The organism is Roseibium sp. AWQ4_290 (genome assembly GCF_056160985.1).
In genome coordinates this window covers 141621-161250 of the sequence record NZ_JBSWYG010000007.1, presented here as the reverse complement: position 1 = coordinate 161250, position 19630 = coordinate 141621, and the positions used below count along the sequence as shown (strand labels likewise).

The 19630-nt window shown below is 58.9% G+C and carries 19 protein-coding genes and 1 riboswitch; of the genes, 5 read left to right on the top strand and 14 right to left on the bottom strand.

What is annotated here, in order from left to right; all coding sequences use genetic code 11:
• Nucleotides 1–279 precede the first annotated feature (279 nt).
• Together ACXAH0_RS09230 and ACXAH0_RS09225 are read left to right on the top strand one after the other, a co-directional pair.
• Complete coding sequence (locus tag ACXAH0_RS09230; RefSeq protein WP_475190523.1) at nt 280–729, top strand: DUF5330 domain-containing protein; 450 nt, start codon at nt 280–282, stop codon at nt 727–729.
• 353 nt (nt 730–1082) lie between these two features.
• Complete coding sequence (locus ACXAH0_RS09225) at nt 1083–1514, top strand: SufE family protein (RefSeq protein ID WP_475190518.1); 432 nt, start codon at nt 1083–1085, stop codon at nt 1512–1514.
• 195 nt (nt 1515–1709) lie between these two features.
• Here ACXAH0_RS09225 and ACXAH0_RS09220 read toward each other — a convergent pair whose 3' ends face one another.
• The 8 genes from ACXAH0_RS09220 to ACXAH0_RS09185 all read right to left on the bottom strand — a co-directional run bounded on the left by ACXAH0_RS09220 (nt 1710) and on the right by ACXAH0_RS09185 (nt 8403).
• A complete protein-coding gene (locus ACXAH0_RS09220; RefSeq protein WP_475174486.1) occupies nt 1710–2126 on the bottom strand; it encodes a Ros/MucR family transcriptional regulator in 417 nt (138 codons plus the stop codon).
• A gap of 319 nt (nt 2127–2445) precedes the next feature.
• Nucleotides 2446–2790, bottom strand: coding sequence for a monovalent cation/H(+) antiporter subunit G (gene mnhG, locus ACXAH0_RS09215; RefSeq protein ID WP_475174485.1), 345 nt, complete (start codon nt 2788–2790; stop codon nt 2446–2448).
• On the bottom strand, nt 2787–3143 hold the full coding sequence (locus tag ACXAH0_RS09210; RefSeq protein WP_475174483.1) for a cation:proton antiporter: 357 nt from the start codon (nt 3141–3143) through the stop codon (nt 2787–2789). Before ACXAH0_RS09210 ends, mnhG begins: the two co-directional genes overlap by 4 nt.
• Nucleotides 3140–3616, bottom strand: a complete 477-nt coding sequence (locus tag ACXAH0_RS09205; RefSeq protein WP_475174482.1) for a Na+/H+ antiporter subunit E — start codon at nt 3614–3616, stop codon at nt 3140–3142. The genes ACXAH0_RS09210 and ACXAH0_RS09205 overlap by 4 nt, the downstream gene beginning before the upstream one ends.
• Nucleotides 3613–5217 (bottom strand): Na+/H+ antiporter subunit D, encoded by a 1605-nt coding sequence (locus ACXAH0_RS09200; protein ID WP_475190515.1) that lies wholly within the window; start codon nt 5215–5217, stop codon nt 3613–3615. The genes ACXAH0_RS09205 and ACXAH0_RS09200 overlap by 4 nt, the downstream gene beginning before the upstream one ends.
• Before the next feature lie 5 nt (nt 5218–5222).
• On the bottom strand, nt 5223–5600 hold the full coding sequence (locus ACXAH0_RS09195; protein WP_475174477.1) for a Na+/H+ antiporter subunit C: 378 nt from the start codon (nt 5598–5600) through the stop codon (nt 5223–5225).
• Complete coding sequence (locus tag ACXAH0_RS09190; RefSeq protein WP_475174476.1) at nt 5600–6019, bottom strand: Na+/H+ antiporter subunit B; 420 nt, start codon at nt 6017–6019, stop codon at nt 5600–5602. Before ACXAH0_RS09190 ends, ACXAH0_RS09195 begins: the two co-directional genes overlap by 1 nt.
• Nucleotides 6019–8403: a putative monovalent cation/H+ antiporter subunit A gene (locus ACXAH0_RS09185; RefSeq protein ID WP_475190508.1), complete on the bottom strand. Its 2385-nt coding sequence runs from the start codon at nt 8401–8403 to the stop codon at nt 6019–6021. Before ACXAH0_RS09185 ends, ACXAH0_RS09190 begins: the two co-directional genes overlap by 1 nt.
• A gap of 733 nt (nt 8404–9136) precedes the next feature.
• Between ACXAH0_RS09185 and ACXAH0_RS09180 the strand changes: the two genes are divergently transcribed.
• Nucleotides 9137–10114 (top strand): GGDEF domain-containing protein, encoded by a 978-nt coding sequence (locus tag ACXAH0_RS09180; RefSeq protein ID WP_475190502.1) that lies wholly within the window; start codon nt 9137–9139, stop codon nt 10112–10114.
• A gap of 101 nt (nt 10115–10215) precedes the next feature.
• Nucleotides 10216–10686, top strand: coding sequence for a peptide-methionine (R)-S-oxide reductase MsrB (gene msrB / locus ACXAH0_RS09175; protein WP_475174470.1), 471 nt, complete (start codon nt 10216–10218; stop codon nt 10684–10686).
• 409 nt (nt 10687–11095) lie between these two features.
• Here msrB and ACXAH0_RS09170 read toward each other — a convergent pair whose 3' ends face one another.
• Nucleotides 11096–13723, bottom strand: coding sequence for an ATP-binding protein (locus tag ACXAH0_RS09170; protein ID WP_475190496.1), 2628 nt, complete (start codon nt 13721–13723; stop codon nt 11096–11098).
• Between the two features lie 440 nt (nt 13724–14163).
• Nucleotides 14164–14619 (bottom strand): winged helix-turn-helix transcriptional regulator, encoded by a 456-nt coding sequence (locus ACXAH0_RS09165; protein WP_475190492.1) that lies wholly within the window; start codon nt 14617–14619, stop codon nt 14164–14166.
• A gap of 123 nt (nt 14620–14742) precedes the next feature.
• Here ACXAH0_RS09165 and ACXAH0_RS09160 point away from each other — a divergent pair, with 123 nt between their 5' ends.
• Nucleotides 14743–15615, top strand: coding sequence for an SDR family oxidoreductase (locus ACXAH0_RS09160; RefSeq protein WP_475190488.1), 873 nt, complete (start codon nt 14743–14745; stop codon nt 15613–15615).
• 63 nt (nt 15616–15678) lie between these two features.
• On the opposite strand, the gene ACXAH0_RS09155 is transcribed toward ACXAH0_RS09160, so the two are convergent.
• From ACXAH0_RS09155 to ACXAH0_RS09140, 4 genes are all read right to left on the bottom strand, one after another.
• Entirely contained in the window at nt 15679–16677 is a 999-nt protein-coding gene (locus tag ACXAH0_RS09155; RefSeq protein WP_475190634.1) for a FecCD family ABC transporter permease, read from the bottom strand.
• Between the two features lie 90 nt (nt 16678–16767).
• Nucleotides 16768–17703 (bottom strand): ABC transporter substrate-binding protein, encoded by a 936-nt coding sequence (locus ACXAH0_RS09150; RefSeq protein ID WP_475190486.1) that lies wholly within the window; start codon nt 17701–17703, stop codon nt 16768–16770.
• 16 nt (nt 17704–17719) lie between these two features.
• On the bottom strand, nt 17720–18493 hold the full coding sequence (locus ACXAH0_RS09145; protein ID WP_475190483.1) for an ABC transporter ATP-binding protein: 774 nt from the start codon (nt 18491–18493) through the stop codon (nt 17720–17722).
• Nucleotides 18490–18924, bottom strand: coding sequence for a DUF1636 family protein (locus tag ACXAH0_RS09140; protein ID WP_475190481.1), 435 nt, complete (start codon nt 18922–18924; stop codon nt 18490–18492). Before ACXAH0_RS09140 ends, ACXAH0_RS09145 begins: the two co-directional genes overlap by 4 nt.
• A 334-nt stretch (nt 18925–19258) precedes the next feature.
• Nucleotides 19259–19469, bottom strand: a riboswitch (cobalamin riboswitch).
• Nucleotides 19470–19630 lie beyond the last annotated feature (161 nt).

Sequence of the window (19630 nt, the reverse complement as noted above, 5' to 3'; positions counted from 1 at the left end):
TCCTGTACAGGCATTGTCAGGTTCAGCGCTTAAGGAAGGATAAAGGATGAATCCAAAGGGCGAAAAAACTTCAAATCCTCAGATTTTCAGGCAGTTCTACGGAGAAAGATAAAATTTGAATCAAATTATCAGAAAACTTAAGTCAAATACCTGATTCATTTTACGAAAATCCAATCTTCCCGCTCAACCAGGCATTCTCATCTGTTTGCTAGATTGTGCTCATAACAAGTGTTCCGCCAAAAGGAGCACGGGCTTTGAACAGACTGAATGGGTAGCAACATGTTCTTTCTTCTGAGGACGGCCTTCTGGCTCACCTTGGTGCTGGTTCTGATTCCTCTTGGCTCGGAAGAAGGCACCACAGAACCGCAAAACGCCGCTGTAGATCCAGTGTCCGCCTTCCTGGCGGCTCAGGCCACAGTGTCCGACATTGGCGGCTTTTGCGCCCGCAATGCCGATGCCTGCGAGACGGGCGGCAATGCCCTGACAGCCATTGGCAGCCGGGCCAGAGATGGCGCCCGGATTGTTTATGAGTTTCTCGACACCCAGATTGCCAGCCAGCCGGCAGGCGATGATCTGGTGACGGGCTCCACATCCAAGATATCTTCCAGGGACATGGCGGCCGCAGTGGCTGGCCAAAGCTTGCCCGCAGCTGGAGAAACAGCCGCCCCCCTGGAGGTTGCCACCGGCCCGGTTCCCCGGCCCAAACCACGCTCAGGCGGAAATTCCTGAGTTAAAAGCCGCTGGTGGGGAGAGCCATCTCCCACACACCGGCACCTTGCACCCCGCGAGAGCGATGCTGCCAGAACCGCAGCAACGACGGCTTAACTTCAGCGGCTTGTACCGCTGCGCCGCAGATGGATAGCTGCCCATTTCATCTGCGGCGTGTTTTCTTGCCCGCCGTCTTCACGCGTCCCCCGATACGTCATACCAACCGCAGACCTGAAGCCCTCCCCCCTCCCCCTTTCGCGCATCCTCACGGCAAGGAGCCTTGAGCAAACAGGGTCACGACCCCAGGGCCGCATTTGCACTTTCGAGGCCAGGGGCTATATCAAGGCGGGAACTGACCTTTAAAGACGGGCGTCATGACCACAAGCATTCAAGATATTCTGGACACATTCGATTTTCTCGACGATTGGGAAGACCGCTACAAATACCTGATCGATCTGGGCAAGGACCTGCCCGCCTTAAGCGATGCGGAGCACACCGACGACTACAAGGTGCCCGGTTGCGTCTCCCAGGTCTGGCTTGTCACCTCGGTGGCTCGGGGCCCAGATGGCCAGCCTGTCCTCAGCTTCAAGGGCGACAGTGATGCGCTGATCGTTCAGGGGCTTGTGGCTATTGTCACCAGCCTGTTCAGCGGCAAGACCGCCCAGGACATTCTGGATACGGATGTGGAAGCTGTGTTTGCGAAGCTCGGCCTTCAGGACCATCTGACCCCGCAGCGGTCGAACGGCCTGCGCTCCATGGTCGGGCGCATCCGCGCCGATGCCCAAAACGCCCTCACCGCGGCCTGACAAACGCCACAGCGCCTTGTCATTGGAGCAAAGCCCTCACGGCAAGGAAACCGGGCTGGTGGCATCCATCGCCGGAGCAAGTTGCCCTTGACCCGATTTGTCTTTCGCTGCCTGAAATCAAAGATTTCAACGCAAAAACAAAAAAAAGAGCTGCCCGGCCGGGCAGCTCTTCAAATCGTGCGAGACACGACAGACTTACTTGGAGCGCTTGCGCTGCTGTCCAAGGCCCATCTTCTTGGCCAGTTCAGAACGCGCAGCGGCATAGTTCGGCGCCACCATCGGGTAGTCAGCGCCCAGGTCCCATTTGTCCCGGTACTCTTCCGGGGTCATGTTATAATGGGTGCGCAGATGACGCTTGAGGGATTTGAACTTCTTGCCGTCTTCAAGGCAGATGATGTAATCAGGCATGACCGACTTCTTAACAGGCACAGCGGGCTTCAGCGGCTCTGGCTCCGGCTCGCTGGATGCGGATGCTGTTTTCTGCAATGCGCCGTGGACGTCGTTGATCAGGCTCGGCAAGTCAGTTGAAGCCACCGTATTATTACTTACATATGCGGACACAATGTCTGCGGTAAGATCAATCAGATTAGCATCCACCGGATTGTCAGTCATATTCCACCCGTTCTCTTCTAAATTCGGATACAGCTTCGGTTTTAACCTGCAAATATTTCACTCCGAAAACGTCCGAAAAAAGACGTTACTTACGGAGTTAGAAATCAAAAATGATTCTACTTTGCAGGTGATTGTCTCTGCCTTATATAGGCGCTCTGCACTTCGCACAACCCCGAAAAACAAATAAAAATGCCTAACAGCCAATAAAAATTAGTTTTTAATAATACCGACTATTTCATGAAAATCGAAAACGTCAAAAACAGGACAGTATTCCCATACGGCAGTCTTCGAGGATCGCATGGCAGCTATGCGCCTCATGTCAATCTCTTGGGCGGACCGTGTCCGCGAGTTCGTCGATTTTTGTGTCCGCGCATGTGCGGTAGCCTGCCGCATATGCCGCCTTGGCCAGCAAATGCGCCGAGATCGGAGCCGTCAGCATAAAGAACACCACACCGGCAACCGCCCGTGTAAACAGCGACAAATCCCCCGCCTCAACGGCCAAAGCCAGAAGCATCAGCCCGGACCCGAGCGTGCCAGCCTTGGAAGCTGCATGCATGCGCATATAGACGTCTTTCAACCGGATCAAGCCAAGGGAAGCAACAAAAGCAAACAATGCACCGGTTACCAGCATAATGCCGGTTACAATATCGACAACGGCACTCATTTCCCTGCCTCCCTGCGCTCAATACTCTCCTTCACTTCGTCCATGATCGTTTCGTCCCCGGCAAGTCCCCGGTTGAGGACGAAGCGTGCGAAAGCGACCGTTGCCAGAAACCCGACGAGGCCAAGGGTGATCGCGATATCGATATAGAGATAAATTCCGGTCAAAACACCGATCGCGGCAATAAAACCGATCCCCACCGCCACCAGCATATCCAGCGCGACAATCCTGTCGGGAAGGCTTGGCCCCTTCACGGTCCGGTACACGATGATCAGGAAGGAGACCGTGAGAATAGCCAGGGAGATCTTGAGCGAAACCGCCAGGAACAGCGCCGCGAACATTTCCGGTACGGTCATCTGAACGCCTCCATGATCTTGCGCTCAAACCCGTTCTTGATCACTTCAATGGTCGCTTGTGGGTCAGGAACATCAATGCAATGGACGTAGAGCGTCTTGCGGTCCTCCGAGACATCCACGGACAGGGTCCCCGGTGTCAGTGTGATCAGATTGGCCAACATGGAGATTTCGAAGTCGGTGTCGACCGTGAGCGGAAAGGCAATGATCCCGGGCTCCAGATCGATCTTCGGCCGCAGCACGATCATCGCAACCCGCCAGGCAGACAAGACCAGTTCATAGACAAACAAGGCCGCCAACCCGGAAATCTTGCCGATCCTGCGGAAATAGGCCGAGGTGCCGATCTGCTCACGGATGACAAACAGAACTCCGAAGCCGAGCACAAAACCGAAGAAAAGATTGATCTCGGCGAAGCTGCCCGTCACGGCTCCCCAGGCCAACGCCATGAGGATGTTGATTAGAAAGAGGCCTGTCATCCCTGCCCTCCCAAGACCGACCGCAGATAGCCAAGCGGGTCAACAACACCGCTCGCCCCCCGGGTAGAAAGTTCCAGCATCCATTCCGGCTGCAGCCCGAAATAGATGACGAGCGCAGTGAGCACCCCAAGCGGCAGCCAGACCGCTCCGCCCGCCAGTTGCTGCTGCGCCGCCCCCTCCACCGCAACGCTTTGCCCATCGGCCGTGCCTTCCGGACCGCCCCGCCAGAAGGCATAGATCCAGACCCGGCCCATGGCGAGGGTCGTCAGGAAGCCGCTGACCAGGATCGCGGCCCCCAGCCAGAAGCGGCCATCACTGAAGGCCGCATCCACCAGCATGATCTTGGGCCAGAAGCCGGAGAATGGCGGCAGCCCGGAAACCGCAAAGGCCAGAACCAGAAACACCCCGGCAAAGGCGGCATTTTTCTGGTAGAGCCCGCCCAGCTGACGCAGGTCATAGGTGCCGCTCATCATGTTCATGATCCCGGCGGCCATATAAAGCGCGGTCATCACGATGATTGAATGCACCGCATAGAAAATCACGCCGGACACGGCCAGAACCGCCTCGGTGCTGCTGGAGGCGACAGCCAGTCCGGCCAGCATCGAGCCGATGCCCGCAATCACGAGATAGCCCAGAAGACGCCTGAGCTCGCTTTGGGCCAAGGCCCCAAGAGCGCCGGTCAGAAGCGTGAGAATGGCGACAAGTGCGATCATGTCCGCCATGTAGCTGAGCGAAGCGGGCAGAATAAGCACGAAGATACGGATCAGGGCATAGACACCAACCTTGGTCAAAAGGCCCGCAAAGACCGCCGAAACCACAATGTTCGGCGTGTGATAGGAGGCGGGGAGCCAGAAATTGACCGGAAAGGCCGCCGCCTTCATTGCAAAGGCCAGGAAATACAGCGCCGCGACCGTCGCTAACGTGCCGGAGGCCGGATTTTCCAGCTCGGACACCTTGAGCGCGATATCGGCCATGTTGAGAGTTCCGAAAATCCCGTAGAGCAGGCCGGTTGCGATCAGAAACAGGTTGGTGCCCACCAGATTGAGCACCCCGTATTTGACCGCTCCGTCCAGCTGGATCTTCTCGTTGCCCAGGACCAGCAGGCCGTAAGACGAGATCAGCAGCACCTCGAACCAGACATAGAGATTGAAAATATCCGCCGTCAGGAAGGAGCCGCATACACCGGTCATGAGCAGCAGCAAAAACGGATAGAAGCCGTAGCGGCGTCCGGAGCTGTTGACCGTCTTCATGCCATAAAGACCGGCACAGAAGGCCACGATGGACCCGATCAGCGTCAGCGTCGCCCCCAGCGCATCAGCGGTCACGGCAATGCCGAAGGGCGGCAGCCAGTTGCCCATGACCATGGTGATGACACCCTGATCCAGAACCCGGATCAGAAGAGCCAGGCTTGCCAGCACCAGCGCCCCCAGAAAAGCGATGCCGAGCCTGGGCTGCAGATCAGTGTCCTTACGCAGCATCAGGCACAGGGCCCCGCCGAGCATGGTAATCAGCGAAGGCGCCACGACGAGCCAGTCTCCCGCCGGAACCGGCGTGGTGAGCATCGCATCAGCAATATCAACGGAAACAGAAGAACCGGCCATAAAGTCTAGTACCCTTGCGGCGGAGTTTTTTCGTTGTCAGGCTCGGCGATCCGCATCTTGTCCACTTCATCGGTGCCCAGCTCCTGATAGGCACGGAAGGCGAGCACCAGAAGGAAGGCGAAGAAGGAAAAGGAAATCACGATCGCAGTCAGAACCAGCGCTTGCGGCAGCGGATTGGCCGTCTCCACCGCAGGTGTATAGAGGTCGGAGGGAATGAGCGGCGGGATTTCCCGCGTCAGGCGCCCATTGGTGAAGATCAGCATGTTCACCGCATTGCCGAGGATCGCGATCCCCAGAAGGATCCGCACCAACTGGTCCGACAACATGAGATAGACCGCGACCGTGAAAAAGAGTCCGATCAGGATGGCAACCCCCGTTTCCATCAGTCCGCCTCCCTTTCTTCCAGCGCAAGGGCAATAGATCCGATGGCCCCGACCACCACGAGATAGACCCCGATGTCAAAGATGAGTGGGGTCGACAGGGCGATTTCCTTGTCGACCAGATCAAAAATCAGCCACTGGCTGGTCATGAAGGCCTGCCCCTTGAAGAAGGACAACACTCCGGCCAGCGCACCGATGAAAAGACCGAAGCCTGAAATGCCCATCGGGTGGAACACGATGGCCCGCCGGACCGGTGCAACGCCACAGGCGATCCCGTAAATGGCAAGCGCCGAGGCAGCGATCAGGCCGCCGATAAAGCCCCCGCCCGGCTCATTGTGGCCCCGAAGAAGCACGAAGATCGAGAATAGGACCATCAGAGCGGCCAGGTAAGGCGCAATGGTGCGGAAAATGATCGTACGCATCAACGGGCCTCCGCAGTCTGGGTCGTGGCCGCTTCGTCAGCGGGAGGTTTCGGAGGCTCGCCCCAGTTCGGGCGCACCCGGATCAGCGCCAGCACACACAGTCCGGTCAGCACCACCACGGCGATTTCACCAAGCGTATCAAAGCCGCGGAAATCGACCAGGATCACGTTGACGATGTTGCGGCCATGGGCAATCGAGCGGCTGAACTCGGTGAAGAAGTCCGACAGGGTGCTGTCGAAGGGCTGCTGCACGATGGCCAGCATGGTCAGGGTCAGGCCGAGCCCAAGCGCGATGGCCACCGCGCCGGTTGCCACACTCGACACAGCGGATCGGTGATCGCTGGGCGCAAGATTAAGGCGCGTCATCACAAGGGCCAGGATGACCACCGACAGGGTTTCCACCATGAACTGGGTGAAGGATAGGTCCGGCGCCCCGAACATCATGAAGATCAGCGCCACGGCAAAGCCCTGGATGCCGAGAGAGACAATCGCGTTCAGGCGGGTCCGGGCCGCCAGAACCGCAATCAGCCCCAGAAACGCAATCAGCAGGATGCCCCATTCATAGAAGCGGTATTCCGGCATTTTCGGCATGGCCGGTAGGCTGCCGGTCAGAAAGCCGGGCGCAAACGTGGCGGCCGCCGCAAAGACAAAGGTCAGCAGCATGTAACTCTGCATCTTGCCGCCCTGCAGGAGACGGGTGATCAAAGATGCCACATGCACGATGGCGCTGACAAACTGGTCGAAGCCCTTGTCCGGCCCCCAGCCGATGCCTGTCAGCACCGAGGCGACCAGTGCCCGGAGCTTGTCCAGCTGGGTGAACAGGGCAATGCCGAGGCCAACGGTAATAATGGAAAGGATCACCGGTTCGTTGATTTTGGTCGGCACCAGATGCAGGTCAATCTCGGTGAAAGTTCCCACAAGGGACGACAGGGTCGGGCTGATGAACAGCACTCCTGTTGTGTGGGCCATCAGCGCCAGCACAAACCCGGTGACCGACAGCACAACCGGCCCTGCATAAAGAAGAACCGGCCCTTCATGGGCATGTTTGGGTGTTTCGGCCCTGGGCCCGAAAAACGGTTTGATGGAAATGGCCGCCGCAATCACCAGCATCAGCGCATTGCCGATGACGGCAACACTGGTGATGACCAGTCCGATTTCCGTCCAGTCCCAGGTCCCATCATAAAGGATTTCCTTGGCGATGAAGCCGATAAAGGGCGGCAGACCGGCCATGGAGAGCGCCGCCAGCCCCGCCGCTACAAAAGTAACGGGCATGGCGCTGCGCAAGCCACCCAGCCGGGTGATATCCCGCGTGCCGGCCTCATGGTCGATTGTTCCGGCCACCATGAACAAGGCGCCTTTAAACAGGGAATGGGCCAGCAGATAAAGCACCGCCCCTTCAAGCGCTTTCTCGTCGCTGGTGCCCGTCAACATCACCAGCAGGCCGAGGGAGGCCACGGTCGTATAGGCAAGCATCAGTTTCAGATCTGTCTGGCGCACGGCCAGGATCGTGCCCACCAGAAGTGTCACTCCGCCAAACAGGGGCAGAACCGTCATCCACATAGGCGTGTCGCCTAAAAGCGGATGCATGCGCATCAGCAGATAGACCCCAGCCTTGACCATGGTGGCCGAATGCAGGAAAGCGGAGACCGGTGTCGGCGCTTCCATGGCATTGGGCAGCCAGAAATGAAACGGAAACTGGGCTGACTTCGTGAAGGCACCGCCAAGCACAAGCAGAAAGACCGGCAGATAGAAATCGCTGTCCTGGATGATCTCCGGAGAGGCCAGAAGAATGGACATCTCAACTTCGCCGGTCGCCATGATGATAATGATGAACCCGGCCAGCAGCGCCAGCCCGCCGCCGCCCGTCACCACCAGCGCCTGAATGGCCGCCCGGCGGGACGCGGCCCGCAGGTGATCAAACCCGATCAGCAGGAACGACGTGATCGAGGTCAGCTCCCAGAAGATGAACAGGGAAATCAGGTTGTTGCCGAGCACAAGCCCCAGCATGGCGCCCATGAACAGGAACAGGAACGAAAAGAAACGCCCCTGCTGCGGATGCCCCTTCAGATACCCCCCCGCATAGAGAATGATGAAGGTGCCAATGCCGGAGATCAGCAGGCCGAACAGCGTTGACAGGCCGTCCACATAGACGGAAAAATTGATCCCGTAGCTGGGCGCCCAGGCCTTGGCGGCCACGAAACTCTGCCCTTGCGAAACCGGCCCAATAAAGCCGGCGAAATGCAGGAAGATCAGAGCTGGAACCAGCGCCAGCGGCCAGGCGGCGTTGTGTTTGAACCAGCGTGTAAGAAAAGGAGCTGCAACGGCTGCGGCGAACGGGGCCAGTACGGCGTATAAAGTAGTGTCGTCAATCACTGCTGGCGTCATACTGATCTTTCGTTTCGTTTTGAATTAAAACGACTGATGTCAACCTGATCGAATCAACACCCTCCCGCTAGATAATAACGGTTAGGAAGATTAATGACATGTCTTAGGCATAAGAATTCACGTCTTCAAGCCTTTCCGGCAAGATTTTAATTTCCTTCAACACTTGACTTTAAACATCTTAACCCCATGAAATTCCCACCACGCATTCACGACGTTGCGGAAGCTAAAACAGGCAGGATATCGCAGCCCAATGTTCTGGTTTCAGAACGCGATCGACAAGGTCAAACTGTGCAAATTAACCAAGTCCGCGCCACTTCCGCCCCAGGCGCCCGGACCCGGGCAGCAAAGCCACTTGATTTCACACCTCAAATACCGTTGAGTTTGGAACAGCGAAGCCGAGGTCTGTCCAAGTCAGAAGTTGGTCGCGATTTGAGGGATAGCAGCCCATCTGACCATGAAGAGAATGCCGGTTTGGCAATCCCCGGGTCGGAAAGAAAAGGGCGGCAAAACGGGAACAGCCGCAGGATCTAAAGGGATTGTCAGCGGCCTCAGGCCTGAAAAGACAAGTAAGGGCGCGCTGGATGGAGACGCCGCGTGCCTCTTGTGCCTAAGCGGGCGTCCTGCTGGTCCACAGACCGCATACTGGTCTGGTGTGTCCTTGCGCCCTGTCCCTTTGGCGTGTCACCGGATCGGGACAGACGGCGGTGCGATCGGAATGCTCAGTGAGGCAAATATGGCGTTGGACGGCAACACAACTCCTTCGACCGGACCGGACCTGCTCCGGCCATCCGGCATTGATTTTGAAACCATCGTCGGGTTGAGCAAGGACGCGGTGATGCTGCTCGGGCTCGACGGAACCCCTACCTATATTTCCCCGGCCTCAGAAACCCTTTTTGGCTGGAGCCCGGACAGCCTCGCCGAGCGCTTGAGCGACCTGGTCTATGTCGAAGCCTCCAATCCGGAAGCGGACGAGCTCCACAAGATCTTGTCCGGCAGAGGCGACCCGAACGGGCCGCTGCCAGCCACCGAGGTTCAGGTGAGATCCGATGGCGGGCGACTTGTCTGGGTGGATGTCAGCACCCATGTGCTGACCAACCAGGAAAAGGCCCCTTATGCCTTCGCCGTCTTTTTCCGCAGCATTGCCAAACAGCGCGAGCTGGAGGGCCTGCTGGAAGCAGCATCCCAGACCGACACCTTGACCGGCCTTTACAACCGCCGGGCCTTTGAAGAGAACCTGAAGCGGGAATGGGCCGTGGCCCTGCGCGAAAAGACCCATACCACCTTGATCAAGGTAACGCTCGACCGGTTCGACGCGCTGGCGGACGCGCACGGCCCGGGGGTGGCAGAAGACTGCCTGACCAAAGTGGCAGATGTCCTGAAACAGACCGCTCGCCGGCCGGCGGATATCACGGCACGCACCGCCTCGTCTGAATTCTCGCTGCTGTTGCCGAGAACCCACGAAATGGGCGCCGAGACCATCAGTGCCTATATTCAGGTGGCCATTGAGGATCTGGGCATTCCCAATCCCGGTAACACGGAGGGAAGCGGTATCGTCACCGCCTCGGTTGGGGCCGCCTGTGCGGTGGCCGAGCAGACCGGCATTTCCGAAAACGCGGATTTTATTGTGGCAGCCGCCGAGAACTGCATGTTCGAGGCCCGTCAGGAGGGCGGCAACCGGGTGAAGACCGTCATGAACACCCTCACCCGCTAGCCCTCTCCGGCAGCAACACAAAGGCATGGTCCGAGGATGTGTTGCGGCCCGGCTGATCGCCTCCTATCTGCCCCACGGATTAAAGGTTGAGACAATCAAAGATGAGCGACGATATCTCCCGCCCTGACGAAGACACACCTCAAGTGCGTAAAACAACTGCCGAATGGATGGACCAGCTGACGGCGGAGCAATTCTATGTCACCCGCCAGTCGGGCACTGAACGCGCGTTCTCCGGCCCCTATTGGGACAACACGCTGGTTGGCCGGTATGATTGTGTGTGTTGCGATGCGCCGCTGTTCATGTCGGACACCAAGTTTGATGCGGGATGCGGCTGGCCAAGTTTCTTTGAGAGCGTTCATCCCGATGCCATCCGGGAACTGGAAGACCGCTCCCATGGCATGGTGCGCACGGAAATCCGCTGCCGCAAATGCGATGCGCATCTTGGCCACGTGTTCCCTGACGGGCCAAAGCCGACCGGTCTGAGATATTGCCTGAACGGGCATGCCATGAATTTCGTTCATGGCGGCAGGCGCCCGGCCAAATCCAGTGGTCCAGAGGGGGCCCCAGAGTAAGACAAAACTCAAACGAGACAAAAGGCCACCCGGCCAAGGGCCGAACCGGAACTCGCCGATCCGGCCCTGTCGGTGCAGTGGGGCACAAGGCAGCAGGAACAGGCGCTGCCAGACGCTGGCACACAGGAGCGTTTCGGGCTTGCGGAAGAAAGAGCCGCAACGTTCAGGCAGCGTCAAGCCGCTCAAACGCATCTGGCCCAAAGTCTTCTGCACGCTCCCGTGCCGGAAACCAGATCGCTGGTCCCGTTGCAACCGGACGTCGCCCCCCTTGAGTGGATGAGGGTTGACCCGGTCCGCGTACCCTAGCGCCCTACCCGTGATCGGTCTTGAGTAAAGCTACGCAAATTTCACAAGCAGGACACCCCCGGACAGCGTTTCATGAGGCCGGATGCCCTACAGTCTCCCGCTGTCAGGCGTCCGCTTGAACCGCCAGGAGAGACGGCTCATTGCGGGCCTTGAGGATCACCTCAAGACGGCTTTGCGCCTGAAGCTTGGACAGGATCGACGCCACATGGTTTTCAACCGTTCTGGGCGAGCGGGACAACTCATCGGCAATTGCCCTGTTGCTCTTGCCGTCCACCAGATGGCGCAGCACCATCTGCTCCTTGCCGGTCAGCCCATAGGGATGGCGTCTTGCGGCTCCGTAGTGTCCCCGGGCCAGCTTTGGCAACGCCACTTCTCCGGCACGATCCCCACCGATCATCCGCCGCAGGCCTTTGCGCGCCGCCTGGGCGCCAATCTGACTGAAGATCCCGTCCGCCTTTTGCTGGAAAGCTGCGTCCTTCAAAAGCGTCAAGCTCCAGGCCGACAAATAGGCCGCACCTTCAGCTGAGAACTGGTCAGCGGCAAGAGCGGCCTCGCCTTGCAGCATACGCCGGAACGGGTCCGGTGCCTTGCGGGCCAAATCCACCGCCACTGTTTGACCGGCCAGGCGCGACCAGAACAGCCACTCCCCCAATTTGCGCGGGCTGAGAAGATCCTCCCCCAACGCACCGGCTTTGCCGTGCAAATCCCGGGCGGCCTCTTCATCTGCGCTCAAAACCGCCAGCTCAAGCGCAGCGGTCCAGACGGCAGCAAGATATTGCGGCTCGCCGATCTTTTCCGCGCCTTCAAGGGCCCTTTGCAGGATCTCCTGTCCCTCCGCTTCCCCCAGCCGGATCAAGGATCTTGCAAGGATCAGCAAGGCAGGCAGACGCATAAGCAGGGTCTGGTTTTCCTGCTCCAGCACATCTCGGGCAATTGCAGCCGCCTCGTCATAGCGGTCCTGCTCGAAGCGCAGCTGCGCCTTGCGTCCGATCAGGTAATATGTCCAGGAATCCAGATCATGAGCCAGATCAAAGGCAATTCCTTCTTCCAGCAGGGTCTCAGCCGCGTCCAGATCCCGCAACTCGATCAGACATTCGGACAGGTTCGTATAGACGCGGGCCGCCTGTTCGTGAAAGCCGTGGGCCAGAGACAAGGACAAACTGTCCCGCAGCAAGGCCTCCCCGTCCCTGTCCCACCGGAACAGCTTGGCAGATCCGACCGTGTTCAGCGCATGCGCGCGGGTTTCAAGGTCGGGGAAGCGCAGTTCAACGGCCAGAGCCTTCTCCCCCCAGAGGACCGCGTCCTCCATCAGGTCCTGCAACATGAAAAACTGGGCGCGCAGGGCATAGGCTTTCGCCCTGGCCGCCGAGGGGGCTTCCCCCTCCAGCGCCTCAATGGCCTGACGGATATAGTCCTCCGCCAGTTCCCCCTCCCCCCGGTACCAGACAAACCGGGACAGCCAGCGCAGGTTTTCGCCGACCCGCACGGCCCGTCCCGCCTTTTTCCAGATGGCAAGAGCGGCCTGCTGAGCGGCAATCACCTCTTCATCAATGGCCTGCGACAGGCCAGCTTCATAAGCCCAGCTTTCCAGGATATCTGCAGCCTGCTCATCCTGGTCCTGCTGGACCAGATCCTTCGCATATTCCAGATAGCGCGCCGCCTCCCGATGAGCACCAAACCCGGCAGCCTGACGGGCGGCCCTTGGCGCATACTCCACAAGAATGTCTTCCCGTTGGGCGCCCTGGGCATGGTGAACCACCATGTCGAGCGGCGGGTCTTCCGGCAGCGCCAGAAGACCTTTGAGAAACAACTCATGAGCCGCAATCTTGTGATGGGGCAACAGGCGGGAATAAGCAGCCTGCCGCACCAGTTCGTGTCGGAATTTGTAGCCCCGGCCCGCATCAACCAGAAAATGGCGTTGCAACGCCAGTTCGGGCCCGGCTAGCCTCTCTTCCTTGTCCAGGGCTTGCAGGCAGGCAAACGGGATGACACCGGGCCAGCACGAGACGGTCTCCAGAAACCGCATGACTGGTGCGGGCAAGCCATTGAAGCGGGCGTCGAGCGCATCGGCCACCGACAGTGGCATCTCCCCGGCCGGGGCCGTCTCCGCCGCCATTTCGGTCAGAAAAAACGGATTGCCGCCGGTGACTTCCAGCAGCTTTTCCGGCTCGTAGCGATTGGCAAAGTCCAGTTTGCGGATCGCGTCCAGAGACAGTGGCGCCAACGGCATACGGGTCTTGCGCCCGGCCGGAATATTGCCGATTGCCGAGCGCAGCCCATGATCCGGACCCACTTCATCCTCCCGGTAGCTGCAGATGAGAAAGACCGGCAGGGCGGCGATCCGGCGCCCGAGAAATTTCAGCCAGTCCAAAGTCCGGTCATCAACCCAGTGCAGATCTTCCATCACCAGCACGACGGGCACCGGCTGGGCCTGCAGTTTTTGAACGAACCCGCCGAAGCAGGCATCTTCCAGCGTTCCCTCAGCCACCGGCCCGAAGAGCTGAAACGCCATGTCCTGAACCGGCCCCAAGGGCCGGGGCGCATGGAGCGGATCACACAGGCCCATGGCCTGGCGCTGTCCAGAGCCCAATGTGGACACATAGCGCTCGATCAGCGTCGACTTGCCAATGCCCGCCTCACCGCAGACAAAGGCAATCCGCCCTCCCGAGCGGCGGACCAATTCCTCCAGATCCCGCAATTGCTGGAGGTTTTCTTCCCGTTCCAAGAACACAGGCTGCATCCCGTTTCACGAAGACAACAACACTTTGAAATCACTCATCAAATCCTGAGGGCAGCCGATCGGTTCACCGGAAAGGCTGGAAAACCGCCATTGTTCTTGTCTGCCCGCAGCCGGAACTATCGCCGTAAGACCGGCCGGGACGCAAGCGCTGTTGCCGAACGTTGTGCGGTCAGGCCCGCACTGTGGGCACTCAAAGCGCTTTGTGTCAGAGGATGTTCCAATCAAAAAGTGTTGATCAAACCTCCGCGAACAGCGCCCAGGTCATCAGGCCGGTTCCGGCAAACCGGTCCCATAGGGCACCGGGCGCGGCCCGGGAATGCCGGTCATATAAAGCAGCACATAGAAAACCGGCCCCAGAAAAAGAGCTGCGCGCGGCCGAACAGGCCGGCTGTCCCTCTTCCCTCTGACCGTCTTGTCAGAAAACTCCGCTTCTAAGCAGCGCTTTCTGCCTCCGCCCGCCGCTCGGCCTTGGCGGTGAGAATACGGCCGATATTCACCTCGATCCAATCGGCCAGATCACGCACCTTGATGGCAACTTCGCGCCCGAGCGGGGTCAGACTGTAATCCACATGGGGCGGGACCACCGCGTGGGAAAACCGGTCGACAAAGCCGTCCGCCTCAAGCGTTTGCAGGGTTTGTGCCAGCATTTTCTCACTCACCCCTTCAATGGTCCGGCGCAGCTCGGAAAACCGCCGGTCCTTTTCCAGGAGAGTAATCAGCACAAGAACGCCCCAGCGGCTGGTCAGGTGTTTGAGAACATCCCGGGACGGACACTTCCCGCTGAACAGCACGCCACGCCGCATCAGCTCCGACAGGGCCAGCCCGGTTCCCTCTGCCGGATAAGGCATAGGATCGGCGCTCTTTCTCTCTTCTGACGTGTTTTTCATCTGCTGTCCCAAAGTTTCTTAAAACTAACCTTTTTGTACGTACTAACAAAAAGTAAGCACATCGTCTACATGGGAGTTATCCGAGCCGATTCAACGGTGCACCCGTTCAACAGGAGACAGAAAATGATTGCAGTTACCGGCGCCAATGGCCAGCTTGGCCGGCTTGTTCTCAAGTATCTCGCCCAATTGACCAGCGGACCCGTCCGCGCTTTGGTCCGCACGCCGGAAAAGGCTGCGGATCTGGCAAGCGACACCGTCAAAGTCGTAAAAGCCGATTACAATGACCCGGCCACCTTGCCGGAAGCGCTGAAAGGCGTCGAGCGGCTGGTGCTCATCTCCGGGTCCGAAATCGGGCAACGCACTCCCCAGCACGCCGCTGTTATCGATGCTGCCAAAAGCGCAGGCGTCTCCTTTATCGTTTATACCAGTCTTTTGAACGCGGACCGCTCCAGCATGATCCTGGCTCAGGAACATGTTGCAACGGAAACTTACCTTAAAGACAGCGGTCTTGCCCATGTGGTGCTGCGCAATGGCTGGTATCTTGAAAATTATCAGGGCACGGTCGCGGCCGCCCTGCAGCATGGGGCGATTGCAGGCGCGAGCGGAGACGGCCGCATCAACGCTGCCAGCCGCTCAGACTATGCAGAAGCAGCCGCCAAGGTGGTGGCCGGGGACGACTTGTCCACGCGCATTTATGAACTGGGCGGCCAGCCCGGCTTCACCATGGCTGAATTCGCTGCCGAACTCTCCAGCCAGACGGGACGCGACATTCCCTTCAGCAATATGGGAGAACCCGACTATGCCGGAATGCTGGCGACCGCTGCGGGCCTGCCAGAGGCTTTTGCCAAGGTCCTGGCCGATTCAGACCGGGGCGCGTCAGAGGGGGATCTCAGCACTCAATCCACCGATCTGGAGACCCTGACTGGCCATCCGGCAACATCTCTTGCCAGCTTCCTGTCAGACAATCTGGCAGCGTTGAAAAGCTCAGACGCCTGACCGGCAACATGGAAACAAGCCGGGGGCCAATCGGCGCCCCGGCCCTGTTTGAAGACGCGCGTGTCAGCCCCGCCCTGCCTTTGAACGCAACAGACAGATGAAGAAAATACCGCCGATCAGGCCCGTCAGGATGCCAATGGGCATGTCTTCCGGCGCCATCAGCGTGCGTGCGGCCATATCCGCCCAGACCAGAAAGATTGCCCCCAGGAGCAGACTGATGGGCAAAACACGGCTGTAATTTCCTCCGACCAGAAACCGGGCGATATGCGGGATCATCAGGCCGACAAAGCCGATAATTCCGGAAAATGCGACCATCACACCCGTGATCAGTGCACCTGCGGTAAACACCACCAGCCGGAACCGGGCGACGGGAATGCCAAGGGTGGACGCTGTCTCATCCCCGATGGTCATGGCATTGAGATCCGCAGCCTTCATCAGCAAGTAGGGCACGGTCAGCACCAGAATGCCCAGGGGAAAAAGCAGATGGCTCCATTGGGCAAGGCCCAGCCCACCCAGCATCCAGAAAACCACCGTGTGCGTGGCTCTCGGATCTCCGAGAAAAATCAAGATGTTGACAAAGGACATGATAATGAAGGAAACCGCCACCCCGGCCAGCACCAGCCGGTCGGCACTGGTCGCAGAGGCAAAGCGGGTGACGCCCAGCACCACCAGAGTGGCTGCCAGCGCTCCGGCAAACGCCATCAGGGGAACGGTCAAAAGCCCCAGAAACAGCCCCGTGTGCAAAAGCGCCAGAATGGCCCCGGCCGCACCGCCTGAGGAAATGCCCAGAAGATGGGGATCTGCCAGGGGATTGCGGGTCACCGATTGCAGAGCAGCCCCTACAATCGCCAGCCCGGCTCCAACAAAGGCGGCCAGAAGGGTACGCGGCAAGCGGATGTTCCAGACAATCGCCTCCCGGCCTGCCGACCAGGTGACCTCTACCAGGCCGGGCAGCATCTTGTTGGCCACCACACCGAAGACCGTACCGGGGGCAACCGGAACCGCCCCGACGGAGACGGCCAGAACCACCGAGACCAGCAGCACGCCCGCCCCAGCGGCCAGAAGAAGCGCAAAGCCCCCTCTGGAGGCTTTGACCGGGAGTGAGTCTGTGACTGGGTCCTGCGAGGGAGGAGCCGGGCGTTGCAGCAAGGCTCAGTCTCCCCAGAAGGCCGCAGCCAGTTTCTTCACCGCCTTGATGTTGCGCGGGCCCGGCGTTGCTTCCACATATTCCAGCGTCACAAACCGGTCGTTGCGCACCGCATTGATCTGTGCCAGCGCCGGATTGGTTTTCATGAACGCCCGCTTCTGGTCCGCAGTCACATTGCCGTAATTCACGATCACGACCACATCCGGGTTCTTTTCCACCACGGTTTCCCAGTCGACCTTCGCCCAGCTCTTGTCAAAGTCATCCAGAATGTTGACCCCGCCTGCGGCCTCGATCAGTGCAGTCGGCATGGCGTAGCGGCCCGCTGTGAACGGCCGATCTTCTCCACTGTCATAGACAAAAACTTTCAATGTTTTATCTGATCTATTTAAAGTCGATTTGAAGCTTCCCAACTCGGCCTTATATCCGTCCACAAGCTTCTGAGCCCTGTCTTCCACGTCAAAGATCCGGCCCAGATTGAGCAGGTCATTATACATGTCCTCCATGGAGACCTTCGGTTTGTCACCAATATGGATGCAGGATTCCGTCAGTTCATAGACCTTGATACCATAGGGCGCGAGGGTTTCCGGCGTCACCTCACCGCCCACTTTCATGCCGTAATTCCAGCCGGCAAAGAGGAAATCCGCATCTGCGCCGACCAGCACTTCCTTGGTCGGGTATTTGGCCGCCAGTTCCGGCAGCTTGGCCACGCCCGCGCGCATGTCCTCATCCAGCGTCTTCCAGCCGGAAATGCCCGTATACCCGGCCATGCGGTCGCGCAGGCCCAAAACCAGCATCATTTCAGTCAGATTGACATCATGGGAGACCGCCGCCTTCGGTGGATGGTCAAACGTCACATCCCGGTCGCAGCTGCGGACAGTGGTTTCGGCAAATGCCTGGGCGGAAAACAGCGAGGCGGCAAGACACAGGGCCAGTCGTTTCATGAAGAACTCCAGAGTTTCAAAGGTGAAAAGTCAGATGCGGCTCATTGCCCGGCACCAGCTTCTGGCGCTGCGCCTGAACGCAATAGGCTTGTTCGATATGGGTCGGGGTCAGCACTTGTTCGGGCAGACCAAAGGCAACAGCACTGCCCTTGTGCAATAACAGAACCCGGTCGCAGACCCGCCCGGCAAGATTCAGATCATGCAGGCTTGTGACAATGGTGATGTTGAGACTGCCGATCAGGGCAACGATCTCTAGCTGATGGCGGATGTCGAGATGGTTTGTCGGCTCATCCAGTACAAGCAGCTGCGGCTCCTGGGCCAAGGCCCTTGCCACCATCACCCGCTGGCGCTCCCCCCCGGACAAGGTCCCGAAAGATCTGGAGGCAAGAGGCGAAAGCCCCATGCGTTCTAGAGACGCCCCAGTGATCTCCCGGTCCCGTTTTCCGGCAGCGGCAAAGCCGCTGCCATGGGGCCTGCGGCCGAGCGAAACGATTTCGCGGACGCTCAAGGCAAAATCAGTCGGCTGCTCCTGAAGAACAGCAGCCACTTTGCGCGCAGTCTGCCGGGCAGACAGTTTCCACAGATCAGCCCCATCGAGCAGGATCATGCCGGAGCTCGGCCTGTGAAACCGATATAACAGCCGCAGCAAGGTCGACTTGCCAGCCCCATTGGCCCCGGCAATTCCAAGCACCTGCCCCGGCGCCAGATCGAAACTGACCGATCTAAGAATGGTCGTGCCCTGCCCGGTGGCCCAGCTGGCTTCTTTCACGGAAAGCGACGCGCCCGTCATAGCTGGCCCCCCATGGCAGCTCCGCCGTTTCGGGCAGATTCACAGGCAAAACACAGAAACTGCCTGCCAGCGCCGCGCGGCTTGCCCGGCCGCGTGCCGGAATTGAACCAGCCATCCAACGGCTCCCGGTACTGGTTAGCAAAGGCAACAAGATCCCCGATATCCGGCTGCGGATCGATGTCCCCGAAAAAACAGGCTGCTTTGTCCCTGACGCTGAAGGCAACCTTGCCGGGCCGGTCGCAGCCCGCCATAAAGGCCAGGCCGGACAGATCAAACTCCGGAATTTTTCCAGACGCAGCCTCTCCGGTCTGCCCAATCGGCAATGCGTGCAGAAGCTGCGTGATCAGCTCCGGCCCGGGGCGGCCATCCGGCCCTCCCGATTGTTCCGGAAGGCCTTGCGTGATCCGGAGGCCCGGCTGCCCCTGCTTCATGTGCCCCTGCTCTGCGCTAACAGCTTGTGTGCCGGCACACGGACGCATGCGGGCAGGTCAAGCCGAGATGAAATTTGTAATGTTATTACATTACGATCCTCAGACGGCGCAAGCAGCTTTTCCTGTCCGTTCGCACAGGTGGCCCGCCCGGTGCGGCTGCTCGAGGCACAGACCAGCCCAGGCGGATCTCCGCAGGGGTCACAGGTTTGGAAACGTCTCCGGCTCATATCGCCCTCCGCGACCAAACGGGGCTTTCAAGAACCGAATGTCCGGCCAGGCCGGGATCATATGTGATGCCATGTCATCCGCTCCTCCGGAACACCCCGTCCGGGTTGAAGTTATGGGTGATATGGCAGGTCTCCTGACTTGCGGGTCGCTGCGCACCTGAACCTTCCCGGGCATCCCCAGTGGTGTTGTCAGGTTTGCTCTCCGCTCACAGTTGCGGGGGCAGTCACGGACTTGGTGCCTGTTGGCTACGCCGCACCGTGTTCCCTTTTAATCCCGATCCGTCTCCGGATACGAGAACCATCCCTTTGTGTGTGTCGAATTCCGAAGCGCCTGTCAATAGTTAACACAAAAGGTTGTAACTCGAAATAATACACTTAAAACAAAAGCAACCCTAAGATTCCAATCAAAAATTTATACATCCAAAGAATTTTTGAATGCCGGTTGATAATATCAATCAAAACAATATCATTAACCTTAC